Here is a 12,885-nt window from a genome sequence, read left to right on the forward strand (position 1 = left end):
GCCAAGCGCCGGCTCCGGGCGCTCGCGGGCCGCATATCGGTCCACAGGCGATCGACCAGGCTCGCACATGATGGGGCCGGGGCCGGTCCGCCGATCTGGCGCCAGCCGGCCGGAATCCGGCGATCGGTGGGCCAGATCGCGTACTGCTCCTCGTCGTTGCACAGCACGACGCACAGTGCGGCAGAGTCTGCCGACCTTTCATCACTTTCCGTCACCTTCGGTCTCCTGCCTCGCCGGCGGCATGCGGAGCAACCCCCCTGCCGCCATCGCGGGAGAGGGCCTCCCGCCGTCAGCGCTCGATCACCGCTCAAGTCCGTTGGCGACCTCAGACAAGTCGGCCACTCGGCCGAGCGGCGGTGCGAGGACGAGCTGCTCCGCCTCCTCGGCTCCGATCGGCTCGGCGAAGAGGTACCCCTGTGCGAACCGGCAGCCCATGGAGATCAACGCATCCCGTTGTCTCACGTTCTCCACTCCTTCGGCGATCACCTTGAGACCAAGTGTGTCCGCGAGGTGCGTGATGCCCTCGACCAGGGCGTACTGCTCAGGCGAGCGTCCGAGTTCGTCAACGAACGATTTGTCGATCTTGAGGATCGAGATCGGGAATTCCCGCAGATAGCTGAGTGACGAGTAACCCGTTCCGAAATCATCAATCGCGATGCGGATACCAAGGTCGGTGAGCGATCTCATTTCAGCCCGGATACGTTCGTCGTTGTACATCAACACACTCTCTGTCAGTTCCAGAACCAGGAAGCGCGGTTCTATGCCGGAGAGGTCCAGGGCACGCTGGATCATCTCGCGGAAATGCTCGTCGCGGAACTGACGTGGCGACACGTTCACGCTGACGTACGGAGCTGTGCGGCCAGACGCACCGTCACGCTGCACGGAGCCCTTCCACCGGACAGCCTCGGCGGCGGCCTGGTCGAGCACCCAGGCACCGAGCGGAACGATCTGCCCGCTCTCCTCGGCCAGCGTGATGAACTCCTCCGGCAGCACCATGCCGCGCGTGGAGTGCGGCCAGCGAACGAGTGCCTCGAAGCCGGTGATCCGCCCGCTGGTCAGCTCCACAATGGGCTGGTAGAGCACCATGAACGAGGTCTCGATCGGCGAAGTGTCCAGTCCCGCCTGCAACTTGGCGCGCTCGGCCATGCCGCTCTGCAACTCGGGGTGATAGCGGCGCCACTGCCGCTTGCCCGCCGTCTTCGCGGCGTACAGCGCGAGGTCGGCGTGTTTGAGCAGTTCGATCGAGTCGACGCTGTCCTCCGTCGTCGCGACGCCGATGCTGGCGTACGCGGTCACCGGCCCCACGCTGAGCCGGAACGGCTTGGCGAACGCGCTCGTCACATGCTCGGTGAACCGCTCCACGCCCACCGACGTGGCCGAGCCCTCCACCAGCAGGGCGAACTCGTCGCCGCCGATGCGTGCGGCCGTGTCAGAAGCCCGGACAGTGGTCTGCAGCCGGAGGGACAGGGCGACCAGGAGTTCGTCGCCCACACTGTGGCCGTGCAGGTCGTTGACGACCTTGAAGTTGTCCACGTCCACGAAGAGCACACCGACCACGGTGCCGTCGCGCTGAGCCTGCACCAGGGCGTGGCTGACCCGGTCCTGGAAGAGCACGCGGTTGGCCAGGCCGGTCAGCGAGTCATGGAATGCCCGGTGCGTCAGTTCGCGTTCGAGCTTGAGCTGTTCGGTCACGTCCCGCAGGGTGAGTACCACCCCGCCGACCGTGGCCTCCTCGCGCAGGTCGCTCCACCTCACCTCGACCTCGATGGTCGCCCGGTCGGCCCGGACCATGCGCCAGTGCTCGCGGTTGCCCTGGTCATCATGCCTGCGTATACGGCCGAGGGTCTCGACCACCGCGCGGCTGTCCTGTGGCGGGACCAGATCGATGAGCTGTGCGCCCTCCAGGTCCGGAACGCCCAGCAGTTGGTCTGCGGAGGGGCTGGCATAACGGACCCGATCGTCTTCGTCGAGGATCAGGATGACGTCAGAGGCGTTCTGCACAAGGGTGCGGAAGTACGCCTCGCTGTTGCGCTGATTGACCTCCTCGGAGAGGGCCAGCCGCGTCACGGCAAGTGCGCTCTGCGCGGCGAGAGTTGTCAGCGTCTCGCGCAATACGAGCAGGTCCCGCTCGTCCCCGGCAACGATGAACGCACCGATCAGCGGTTCACCACAGGGGTGATCCTGCGAGGCGAGCGGGCTGACCAGCGCCTGCCGGGTGCCGGCCGGATCCGCGAGGCGGGTGGCGAGATCGGGCATCAGGGCGTCGAGGGGGACCAGGCGGTTCTCGCCGGATTCGGCCAGGTCCCGTACGGCTCCGGTCACCCACGCGGACACGGGAAGGCGTTCGCGGTCGCGCGTCCCGTTCAGCCAGAGGGTGTTGTCCGGCACGATGAGCAGCGCCGACGAGGCCGGACTGTGTGCCATCAGCGACGTCACCGCGGAGTGGACGGCTACGGCCACATTCCGCGTGTCACTCGCCTGGCCCAGCGCAGACACGGCGATGCGCAGCACCTTCTCTCGGCCTACCGCCTGCCGGTGGGTCGTCGCCACGCCCGCCAGGCGGTAGAGCACGAGAACGAAGAGCACCGCGGAGAACACCCCGATGACGCCGCCGTTGGCGTTCACGCCGCGCACGGCTTGCACGAGGAGGATGGTCGGCGCGATCAGCGACGCCAGGGTGAGCAGGCTCAGCCGGCCCGTGCCGGTATCGGGACGCCATTCACCCGGTTGGGTGAGCGACCGCATGGACGGATCGAGTGCGGCGGCCGCCCAGGCGCCGTACAGGACGGCCCAGCCCAACTCGACGAGCGTGCCCGTCTTCCAAGTCCCGTTCAGCTGAATCAGGCCGTAGGCCACGTCGGAGGCGAGCAGACCGACGGTACCGACGGTGAGGAGCATGAGTGAGCGGCCCTTGCCGCCGCGGCCGGCGAGCAGGCGCAGCAGCATCGCCAGGACGAGGATGTCGCCGAGAGGGTAGGCCATGGAGAAGGCCTTCTGCACCCAGGTGAGTCCCTGGATGTGGCTGAACGGCTCGATGAGGAAGAGCCAGGACAGCAGGGCCAGGCCGACGGTGAGCGTCAGTGCGTCCACGAGGCTCGCTCGGTCACGCCATCCCGTACGCCAGTGGACGAAGCCCAGCAGTCCGGCCGCGTAGAGCGGATATGCCGCGAGGTAGAAACCGTCGGCGACCGACGGAAACGGGCTCTGCTCGTGGAGAAACTGGATGTAGACGATCTGGGTGGCCTCGCCCGCGGCGAAGGCGAAGTTTCCCGTGGCGAGCAGCAGCCAGGGACGCCTGTGTGCCGGGCGGTTGAGAAAGACACCCAGGAGGATACCGACGACTCCGATCATTCCCATGGCGACGAAGAGCAGCCGCTGTTCCGGAAAGACGTAGTACAAGGCGGTCAGCGCGATGATGCATGTGCTGACGGCGACCATCGCGGCCTGGTTTCGCAGTCGCGCGTCCACCCCACTCACCTCCTGGGAACGCCATCAGTGGGCGGACCGGGTCGGGCGCACGGCGCCGAGCCACAGCGGAGAAGCCCGAGGGATCGGGCTGGTGGAGGGGAACTCTCCGGGGCCGTGAGTCGGCCCGGTCGCCTATGAACGCCCTTACCTGCATACGCGGTTGCCGGGGTCTACGCGGTCTCCGGTACGGGGGGCTCCTTCTTGCCAGGACATCGACATGTTCTGCCATCCAGCTTACCCGGCTCTTCATTTCCCGCATACGCAGGGAGAGATGCCGGCGCCCGCACGCATCCGCACAGATTCACGTCGCGTCGCGGGACACCGAGAAATGCGCGAAAATGGCGGCTTGGGAGCTGTTGAAACCGGATCGGTCCCCCGCGGCGACCATCAGCTGTTGACGAAGCATGGAGGACCATGCTTGCGGATTACCGCCGGATCTTCTCCCCTGCCGGCAGCATGCTCTTCTGCGCTGCGGGCTTCGTCGCGCGGGTTCCGTTGGCGATGATCAGCGTCGGCACTGTCACCATGCTGTCGCAGCTCGGGAGCGAGTACCGGCTCGCCGGCTCGGTCTCCGCCACCCAGGCACTCGCCACCGCGGCGATGGGACCGCAGGTCTCCCGACTGGTCGACCGCCACGGCCAACGTCGCGTGGTCGTTCCGGCGATGGCTGTGTCAGTCGCTGCCATCTGTGGTCTCGTGCTGTGCGCCCGGTATGCCGCACCGGACTGGACGCTGTACATCGCGGCAGCTGTGGCGGGCTGCATGCCCAGTATGGGTGCGCTCGTCAGGTCCCGCTGGGCTGAGATCCACCGGGCGTCACAGCATCTGCTGCACACGGCATACTCGCTGGAGTCGCTGCTCGACGAGGTGATCTACGTCGTGGGCCCGATTCTGGCCATCACACTGTCCACCGGGGTCAGTGCCGAGGCAGGACCGCTGGCGGCCGCGGTCCTGCTTGCCGTCGGCGTCATGCTGTTCGCCGGTCAGCAGCGCACGGAACCGCCGGTACGCCCCGAGCCGCTGCGTGCGCAGGGCGGGGCACTGCGGACCCCAGGACTCGGCCTCTTGGCGCTGACGCTGACCTCGGTGGGGGCGACCTACGGTTCGGTGGAGGTCGCGACATTGGCGTTCGCAGGCGCACACCACCACAAAGCGCTCTCCGGCCTGCTGCTCGGGGCGTACGCGCTCGGGTCGTGCCTGGCGGGCATGGTCTTCGGCACGATCAGGCCGCGGCGGGAGATCACATGGCGGTTACTCATCAGTGTCTGGGTGCTGGCGCTGGCGACGGCACCGTTGCTGTTCGTGCCGGGCCTGGCGGCGCTGTCGGCGATGCTCTTCGTGGCGGGCATGTCCCTCGCGCCGACCCTGATCAACACGATGGAGCTGGTAAGCCGCCTTGCCCCGGCTGCTCTGCTCACTGAGAGCATCACCTGGATCGTCTCAGGCCTCTCCGTGGGGATGGCGCTGGGCTACGCCGTGGCCGGGTGGGCGGCCGACGCGGCGGGGGCCTCGGCCGGCTACCGGGTGCCGTGCTCGGCGGCCCTGCTCGCCGCCCTTACCGTCTGCCTGGCCATGCCACGGCTGTCTCGCGCCGTGGCGCGCTGAGCTCGGCAGGTCCGGCCCGCCCCGGCCTCGACGGGCAGGAGGCGAGACGGCAGCAGCGGAGGCGACTGGATGGCGGTCCGGTTCCGGCCCCTGGTGCCCGTGCGGTTGCGGACCCTCGTCGTGGCCGCCGTCCATCGTCGAGGCAGCACCGCTCCCGATCAAGGACCGTTCGGCACGCGGCCGTCTGGCGGGCGATGCCGGTGGGTCTCGTCGACCACCGCCGCCCAGTGATGCCCCTTGCCCGCGTCGATCCCGTACCACACCCGGCCAGATCGCTCGCTCACCCCGCTGTCGTCTCCATAGACAGCGACCGCACAAGGCGCGTACATCTCAATCAGCAGCCAGGGCGCCCCGGAGAGCCGGGTGGCCACTCCGTTCGAGCCACTCACTGCAAGCAACCTTCAGCCACACCCGGCCCTCCTGGGCCGCCCAACACCTTATGGAGCTGCTTCGATGCAAGATCACGTCCCACTTTCTGATCAGCAATCGGCTGAGTGTGCCGCCGACCCCCATGGGGTGCTGCTGCGCCGGTCTGCCGGGCTGCTGCCTCCCTGATGGCCCGGCCGTACACCGCCTCCGCCTTCGCCGCCCAAGATGCCGCGGTGTAATGATGCGCGTGCACTTGCAGACCATGGTCACGCAGAGTGAGGAAGTGCTCCCGCGCGTCACGGAGAACACCAGAGAGGTCGTCGGCCTCGCTGTACACCGCACCGGTGCGGTGACGCAGTACAACTTTCGCAGCCGCCGATCCGGACCGCGCGAGTACGGGAAGCCCGACAGCCAGGGTCTCGCGGCAGATGACCGGCGCGTTCTCCGGACAGACGCTGGGAAAGACGAGTCCTGTGTAATGAGGGAGTCTGCTCAACAGCCGGGGCGAGGCAGAGCGCCGAGGAACCGTACGTCACCCGGGCGCAGCCTCCCTGCAGGCCGGCTCCAGTGGCCCGGAGCCGACAACGTCGAGGGGCTCGCCTCCAGGCCTCCGGTTCGAGGACACCCGGCTGCTCAAGAGAAAGGCCGAGCGGATGGAGCTGATCGAGTAGATCAGAGGCCGACGGGCTGAAGCTGCTCGCGGCGGGCTATGGATGCTGAAGCCAGGCAGAGCGGCGGAGCGGCAGGCAACCGCGGCGTTCAGCTTTGTTCGCCTTCCACGCCGCGCCACCAAAGATGGGGGAGCGGCGGCTGGAGTCACGGTGGGAAGATTTTTGTTTCTGCCACGGGGGCAAGCATTTCCGCCCAGATGATTTTCCCGTCTGCGGTATGGCGGGTGCCCCAGCGCGCGGCGAACTGCGCCACCAGGAAGAGACCGCGGCCACCTTCCTCGCCGAGCTTCGCCCGGCGAAGGTGGGGCGAGCTGCTGCTGCCGTCCGAGACGGAGCAGATGAGGCGGTTCTCGGTCCGGATCAGCCGCAGGGAGACGGGGGCGCGTGCATGCCGGATCGCGTTGGTGACCAGTTCACTGACGATCAGTTCCGCGGAGAAGGTCAGATCCTCAAGCCGCCACTGAGTGAGGCGCTCGCTGGTCAGGGACCGAGCCAGCCCAGCTGTTTCCGGTTCGAAGGCCAGCTCCCATGAAGCCACACTGTCGGCCGGCAGCGGGCGAGGCCGGGCGACCAGGAAGGCGACATCGTCTGGGGGGTGATCGGGCAGCAGGATGCGCGCCATGGTGCCGGTGATCTCTTCCAGAGGGCGGTCCGGATGGGCGAGCGCGAAGCTCAGTCGCTCCAGTCCGATGTCCGTGTCGGACTCGGAGGCCAAGATCAGACCGTCGGTGTACAGGGCCAGGATGCTGTCGTCCGGGATGTCCATCTCCACCGATTCGAAGGGCAGGCCGCCCACTCCCAGCGGAGGGCCGGTGGGAATGTCGCAGAACTCCACCGGCGTGTCCGGATGCGCGAGGGCGGGTGGCGGATGCCCGGCGCTGGCGAACGTCGCACGGTGCGTGACGGAGTCATAGATGCCGTATAGGCAGGTGGCGCCTACCACGCCCTCCACACCGTAGGGGTGTGCCGTCTCGGCCTCCTCGGCCAGACGCTGTACCAGGTCGTCGAGGTGGGCCAGCAGCTCGTCGGGCGGTAGATCCAGGTCGGCCAGCGTGTGCACGGCTGTGCGCAGCCGGCCCATGGTTGCTGCGGCGCGCAGACCGTGGCCGATGACGTCGCCGACCACGAGCCCCACCCGGGCACAAGCGAGAGGCAGCACATCGAACCAGTCACCGCCCACTCCAGCCTCCGTGTCAGCGGGCAGATAACGGTAGGCAGCTTCTACGGCGGCGTGGACCGGCAGTTTGTGCGGCAGCAGGCTGCGCTGCAGTGTGAGTGCGGAGTGGTGCTCCCTGGTGAATCGGCGTGCGTTGTCGATGCAGACGGCGGCCCGGGCAGCGAGTTCCTCAACAAGCAGCAGGTCCTCAGGGGTGAAAGGCTCGGGATTGCGCCACCGCATCAAAGTTGCCACCCCCATGGTCACGCCCCGCGCCCGGAGCGGAACCACCATGTGGGAATGGATGCCTAGGGCCCGCAAGCGGGTGCTGCGCACGGCGTCATGCATCAGCCAAGGAGTGGACGGCGCCAGCACCGCGTCCAGTACGGGATTCCCGCTTGCCAGACATCGCCATTGCGGGGACCCCTCGGCATATCCGACCGTGCCGCCAGGTGGGACGACCACTTCGGGCAGGTCCTCATGGACGGACCGGTGGACGGCCCGGCGCATGTCGGCTGTCCAGCCAACGGAGCGGACATCGGGCTCCCGACCGTCCAGAACGCCCCCGAGCAGGTCGACGGCGATGAAGTCGGCGATCTCGGGCACCAGGACTTCGGCGAATTCGTCTACCGTGCGACCGAGGTCCAGAGTGCTGCCGATCAGGCCGGCGGCCTCATTGAGAAGAGTCAGTCTGTGCTGTGCTCGGTACAGGTCGGTGACGTCGACCGATTCCTCACACACCCCCAGCGTCCGACCCGCCGCATCTTGCAGTCGGTAGTAGGACAGCGACCACACGTGTTCACGATCCGGATCCGCGAGAGTACGCCCTTGGTACCGAAGATCGACGACGGTCTGCCCGGTGACGAGCACCTCGCTCATCAGCTGCGTCACCGAGTGCGGGTGTCCGGCCGAGAGCACCTGGCTACCGGGGTACAGCTCGCCTTCACTACGCCCCAGATACTGCGTGAACTCCCCCGGCAGCTCCTTTCGCGCCGCAGTGTTGGCCCATGCCACCCGCAGGTCAGGCCCGTAGATCGTCAACGCCACCGGGGATTCGGCAGCCAGGCCGTCGAGCATCGCCTGCCGCAGCTGCCACGCCGTATGTTCCTCGGCATCCGCCAGCAACAGGAGGAAAGCGGTGCCCGCCACCATGGCCGGGAGCTGGTACAGCGACGTCACCGTCCGCAGGAGGTGGCCGGACCGGTGACGGAGAACCGTTTGACCAGGCTTTCCGCCGTCCGGATGCATGCCGAGCCAGTCCTCATCCATTCTCTCGGCCTTCGTCGCCAGCGCGCTGATCGGTTGGCCGAGCATTTCCCTCGCGCGGTAACCCAGCAACTGCTCCGCCTGCGGGCTCCAGCCGGTCACCGACTTCCGGCCGTCCAGCGTGACGACGGCTGCGCGCGTGACACTGAGTGGATCGCCCCGATCGTCCGCGCCGGGGGCAGTTGCCGATGTGGTCACCACGTGTCCGTCCTCGCTGTCACTGCGGCCCGCGAAGCAGCCCGCGCGCTTCCTTCAAGGATCTGCTTGCGGGAGCGGAGGCACAACGCCTGGGCAGAAGGGCACAGCGCCTGCCGGACGCCCCAAGTTCGGTGATCTTGCTCAAGGATCCGCCTATGAGGGGCGTCCGGTGCTGTGGGCGGCCCGCCTCAGCGCGCAGGGACACGATCGGGCGTGCTCGGAGCGGGTGATGTAGCGCAGCCGGGCGGTCAGGCCGCGGTGTGTGGGGAACGGGGAGGTGATGCCGCCCGCGAGGGTGTCCAGGACCGTCACTGGAACTTCTCCGCCACCTCCCACCATGGCCTGCCCCCCGGCTGCGCCGACGCCACGATCGGGAACGGCAAGATCCGTCGACCGTGCCCCGCCGGACTGTGACACGCCGCCACGCGGTCCCGGAGGGCCGCAGAGCGCATCCGTCGAGCACGAGGGCGAAGCCTTGGCTGCGCGGCGAGCCGGGGTCAGCTCGCGGCGAGGACGTCGACGACGAAGACCAGGCTGGACCGGGCCGGAATCCCCTGCTGCGCCTGGGAGCCGTAGCCGAGTGCGGGGGGACGACGACCAGCAGCCTGCTGCCCACGTTCGCGCCCACGAGGGCCCGGTCCAGGCCCTCGATGAGGTTGTGGCGGCCCACGACGACCGGCGTGGGGCCGGTCGCCCAGGAGGCGTCGAACAGGGGCGCGTCGTTCGTGCCCCGGTTGCTGTTTCAGACCGCACCGGCTCGCCGGAGCACCACCGTCCGGCCCGCGCCGACCCGTGGCCCGGAGCCGTCGACGATCCGGCGTACGACCAGGCCCGCCGGCGGCGCCGTGTCGGGCATGTCGATCGAGACGGCGGAGGCGCCGGCGCGGACGCTCGGCAGGCCCGCGTCGTCGCCGTGCTGCCGGCCGTGGACGGTGGCCCTGGCCGGCACGGCGTCGACGATGTCCACCGCGAAGACCACCGTATCGGTCGGCGACACCCCGAGGGCGGGGTTGCCCGAGGTGCCGTAGGCGGCCGAGGGCGGAGCCACCACCAGGACGCGGCTGCCGACGCTCTGCCCGCGCACGGCCAGGTCGAGGGCGGGCAGCACCGAACCGGTACCGACCGTGAACAGCACGGGGTGAGCGGGCTTTCCACCCCCGGCGAAGGTGGAGGGCAGATCCTTGCCGGCCTTCCACGCGCGAGCCGAGTAGTCGACGACCGCGATGTCGTGGTCGGCGACCACACGGCCGTGACCCGTGAGCGCGGGGGTCACCACGAACTTCCCGGTCGGGCCCGCCTTGGGGAGGGTGATGACCGGCTTCTTCCCGAAGTCACCGCTCACCTTGGGCAGTACGGCGTCGGTGTGCACCACGGGGGGTACCGGCCGGCGGGCCACGGACACGGTCGGAGCCGGCAGGGGACGGTGGCTGTCGTGCCCGGTGGGCGAGGTTTTCCCGGCGCTGCAGCCGACGAGGGCCAGCGCGCAGGCAAGCAGAGGCAGGGCGATTTTGCGCATGTTCTTTCCCGGCACCCGTACCGATGAGCCGGTCGGCGCTGTCGTAAGTGTTGGTCACCGTGGTGGCGTCGGTGTCGGTGCAGCCGTCTCCGGGTGCGCTGACGCTGGTGGTCAGACCGGTGCGGTTGGTGTTGCCGTCCAGTGCGCGTGCAGGTCTGGTCCGCGGCGGTGTCGTCCGTGTGGGTGAGCCGTCCGGCGTTGTCGTAGACGTAGTTCTGCTCGGTGGTGTCTCCTGCCGTGCCGTTGTGGTGGACGATCTGCCCGTGCGTGGAGTAGTCCGCGGTGTCCGCCGGCACGATCGCGCTGTCGGTGTCACGGGTGTAGATCCGGGAGGTGTTCTCGCCGATCTCGTTGAAGCCGAGGTTCAGCGTGTAGCCGCCGGGCAGGGTCTCGGTCGTGAGCTGCCGTCCGGGCCGTAGGCGGCGGTGAACGTGCCCGCCACGGAGTCGGTCAGGGACGTGGGAAGCCCGCGGGGTTCCTTCGTCGTGTCGTAGGCGTAGGTCGTCGTCGACGGGGACGAGTCGCTGACCTTGAGCGGGCGGCCCAGTACGTCGCACTCGGCGGTGCGGGTGTTGCCGGTGCCGTCGTTGTAGGAGATGACCCGGCCGAGCTTGTCGTAGGCCGTCGTGATGGTCGTGCCGTTGGACGTCACCGTGGCGGTGCGACCCGTCGCCGGGTCGAACCTTTGCGAGGGGGCTCTACGAACGGCGACCTGCGGATTCGTGAGCGGCTCCGGGGTGTTCGCAGAACTCTCGCAACTGGTCAGTTGTGAGAATCACGCAGCACCCGGCCGTAGCCGCTGCGCTCGGGTACGCGGGCCGAACTGTTCCGTGTACAGAAGCCCCGGCCGCGCCTGGCGGTTCAGCCCGTGAGGGTGTTGAGCCAGCCGGTCAGCAGACGGTTGATCTCCTCGGGGCGTTCCTGCTGGATCCAATGGCCGCAGCCCTCTACGAGATGGGAGGCGGTCAGGCCGGGGAGGGTGGTGGGGAAGGCGTCGATAGCGTCGGACATCCAGGTGGTGGAGGCGTCCAGGGCGCCGCCCATGAACAGGGACGGCTGCTTGATCGGGGCGCCGCGGTGGGGGGTGAGATCTTCCCAGTCGCGGTCCACGTTGCGGTAGCGGTTGAGGGCGCCGGTCAGACCCGTGCGCTCGAACTCTCCGGCGTAAACGTCGAGATCGTCCTCGGTAAGCCAGACCGGGAGGATGCCTGCGGGAAAACGGTCACGCAGGCGGCCGCCGTGGGCGACGAAGTGCGGGTCGGGCTCGCCCTGGGCGGGCATGGTGTCGGCGGACAGAGCGGCGTAGAAGCCCGCGAGCCAGCCCCGCACGTCAGGCTCGATCTCCGTCTCGGCGCGGCCGGGCTCCTGGAAGTAGGAGACGTAGAACTCCTGCTCGGGGCCACCGATCTGGCCGAAGATGTCGGTGGGGCGGGGGCCGCCGGGTGGCGCGTACGGGACGCTCAGCAGGGCGACGGCCCGGAAGACCTCGGGGTGGAGCAGGGCGGAGGTGGCGGCGATGTTGGAACCCCAGTCGTGGCCGACGACCACCGCGTTCTCCTCGCCGAGGGCGTGCACGAGGGCGACGTTGTCCTCCACCAGGTCCAGCATCCGGTAGGCGTCGATCGCCGCAGGCTTGGAGGAGCGGCCGTAGCCGCGCACGTCGATCGCCACCGCCCGGTAGCCGGCCGCGGCGAGGGCCGGGAGCTGGCGGCGCCAGGAGTACCAGGACTCGGGGAAGCCGTGCACGAGCAGGACCAGCGGGCCGGTGCCCTGCTCGACCAGGTGCAGGCGCCCGGCCGGGGCCTCGACGGTGCGGTGGCGGAGTGCGGTGAACGGCTCGGGCTGCATGGGGGCTTCTCCTCGGTTCGCGGGCGGACGCAGGTACGCATCGATCATGCGGCGCAGCGACCGTCCACCGCGACTACCCTTGCCACTCTGGCAAACTTGCAGGACAGGGTGGTGGAGCGGCACATCTGGAAGGGACAGAGCGGGTGACAGGCGACGACGTGGCCGACACGCTGGCGGCGATGGGCCCCCGGCTGCGGGCCGCGCGCGAACACCGCGGCTCCACGCTCACCGGCGTCAGCAGCGCGACCGGCATCTCCCCGAGCACGCTGTCGCGGATCGAGACCAGCCGACGCAAGCCCACCCTGGAAGTGGTGTTGCAGTTGGCGAAGGAGTACGGCGTCTCCCTGGACGAGCTGGCCGGCACCGCCCCCGCCGCCGAGCCCCGCACCTCCGCGCTCCAGCGTTTCGGCGACGACAAGGCGGTGCTGCCGCTGACCCGGTACGTCGGGGGCCTGCACGCCCACAAACACGTCCTGCCCGCCGTCCAGGAGCCGCCCGCGCGGCCCCGGCAGGTCTCCCACGACGGCTGGGAATGGCTGTGCGTCCTGTACGGGCGGCTGTGGCTCGCACTCGGCGGCCAGGACCTCGTCCTGAGTGCCGGGGATGTCGCCGAGTTCGACACCCGCAATCCCCACGGGGTTGCGAACGCCGGCCCCGGCGGCCCGGTCGAGTACCTGATCATGTTCGGGCCGCAGGGAGAGCGCCTGCGACCGCGCACCCCGCCCGCCCCTGGCCCAAGGACCCGGTAGTAAGCAGCGAACGATGCGGAGGCAGTTGGCGATCAATCG

The 12,885-nt window shown here is 68.9% G+C and carries 8 protein-coding genes and 2 pseudogenes; 2 read left to right on the forward strand and 8 right to left on the reverse strand.

Annotation, left to right across the window (positions count from 1 at the left end):
• Window positions 1-62: 62 nt before the first annotated feature.
• Both AB0J12_RS14015 and AB0J12_RS14020 read right to left on the reverse strand, forming a co-directional pair.
• Window positions 63-215 (reverse strand): annotated as a pseudogene (locus AB0J12_RS14015) (MbtH family NRPS accessory protein); the annotation flags it as partial.
• Window positions 216-300: 85 nt separating this feature from the next.
• Entirely contained in the window at window positions 301-3,468 is a 3,168-nt protein-coding gene (locus tag AB0J12_RS14020; RefSeq protein WP_363264509.1) for an EAL domain-containing protein, read from the reverse strand.
• A gap of 414 nt (window positions 3,469-3,882) precedes the next feature.
• On the opposite strand from AB0J12_RS14020, the gene AB0J12_RS14025 reads away from it, so the two are divergent.
• Window positions 3,883-5,073, forward strand: a complete 1,191-nt coding sequence (locus AB0J12_RS14025; RefSeq protein WP_363264510.1) for an MFS transporter — start codon at window positions 3,883-3,885, stop codon at window positions 5,071-5,073.
• Between the two features lie 1,185 nt (window positions 5,074-6,258).
• On the opposite strand, the gene AB0J12_RS14030 is transcribed toward AB0J12_RS14025, so the two are convergent.
• The 6 genes and pseudogenes from AB0J12_RS14030 to AB0J12_RS14055 form a co-directional block, all read right to left on the reverse strand.
• Window positions 6,259-8,736: a SpoIIE family protein phosphatase gene (locus AB0J12_RS14030; protein WP_363264511.1), complete on the reverse strand. Its 2,478-nt coding sequence runs from the start codon at window positions 8,734-8,736 to the stop codon at window positions 6,259-6,261.
• A 150-nt stretch (window positions 8,737-8,886) separates the two neighbouring features.
• Entirely contained in the window at window positions 8,887-9,045 is a 159-nt protein-coding gene (locus AB0J12_RS14035) for a hypothetical protein (RefSeq protein ID WP_363264512.1), read from the reverse strand.
• 274 nt (window positions 9,046-9,319) lie between these two features.
• A pseudogene (locus AB0J12_RS14040) lies at window positions 9,320-9,445 on the reverse strand (FKBP-type peptidyl-prolyl cis-trans isomerase); the annotation flags it as partial.
• A 30-nt stretch (window positions 9,446-9,475) separates the two neighbouring features.
• A complete protein-coding gene (locus AB0J12_RS14045; protein WP_363264513.1) occupies window positions 9,476-10,249 on the reverse strand; it encodes an FKBP-type peptidyl-prolyl cis-trans isomerase in 774 nt (257 codons plus the stop codon).
• Between the two features lie 364 nt (window positions 10,250-10,613).
• Complete coding sequence (locus AB0J12_RS14050) at window positions 10,614-10,901, reverse strand: hypothetical protein (protein ID WP_363264514.1); 288 nt, start codon at window positions 10,899-10,901, stop codon at window positions 10,614-10,616.
• A gap of 209 nt (window positions 10,902-11,110) precedes the next feature.
• Window positions 11,111-12,097, reverse strand: a complete 987-nt coding sequence (locus AB0J12_RS14055; protein WP_363264515.1) for an alpha/beta hydrolase — start codon at window positions 12,095-12,097, stop codon at window positions 11,111-11,113.
• A 143-nt stretch (window positions 12,098-12,240) separates the two neighbouring features.
• On the opposite strand from AB0J12_RS14055, the gene AB0J12_RS14060 reads away from it, so the two are divergent.
• Window positions 12,241-12,846, forward strand: coding sequence for a helix-turn-helix domain-containing protein (locus tag AB0J12_RS14060; RefSeq protein WP_363264516.1), 606 nt, complete (start codon window positions 12,241-12,243; stop codon window positions 12,844-12,846).
• Window positions 12,847-12,885: the final 39 nt, after the last annotated feature.

Source organism: Streptomyces sp. NPDC049915 (assembly GCF_040656475.1).
Taxonomy (GTDB): Bacteria; Actinomycetota; Actinomycetes; order Streptomycetales; family Streptomycetaceae; genus Streptomyces.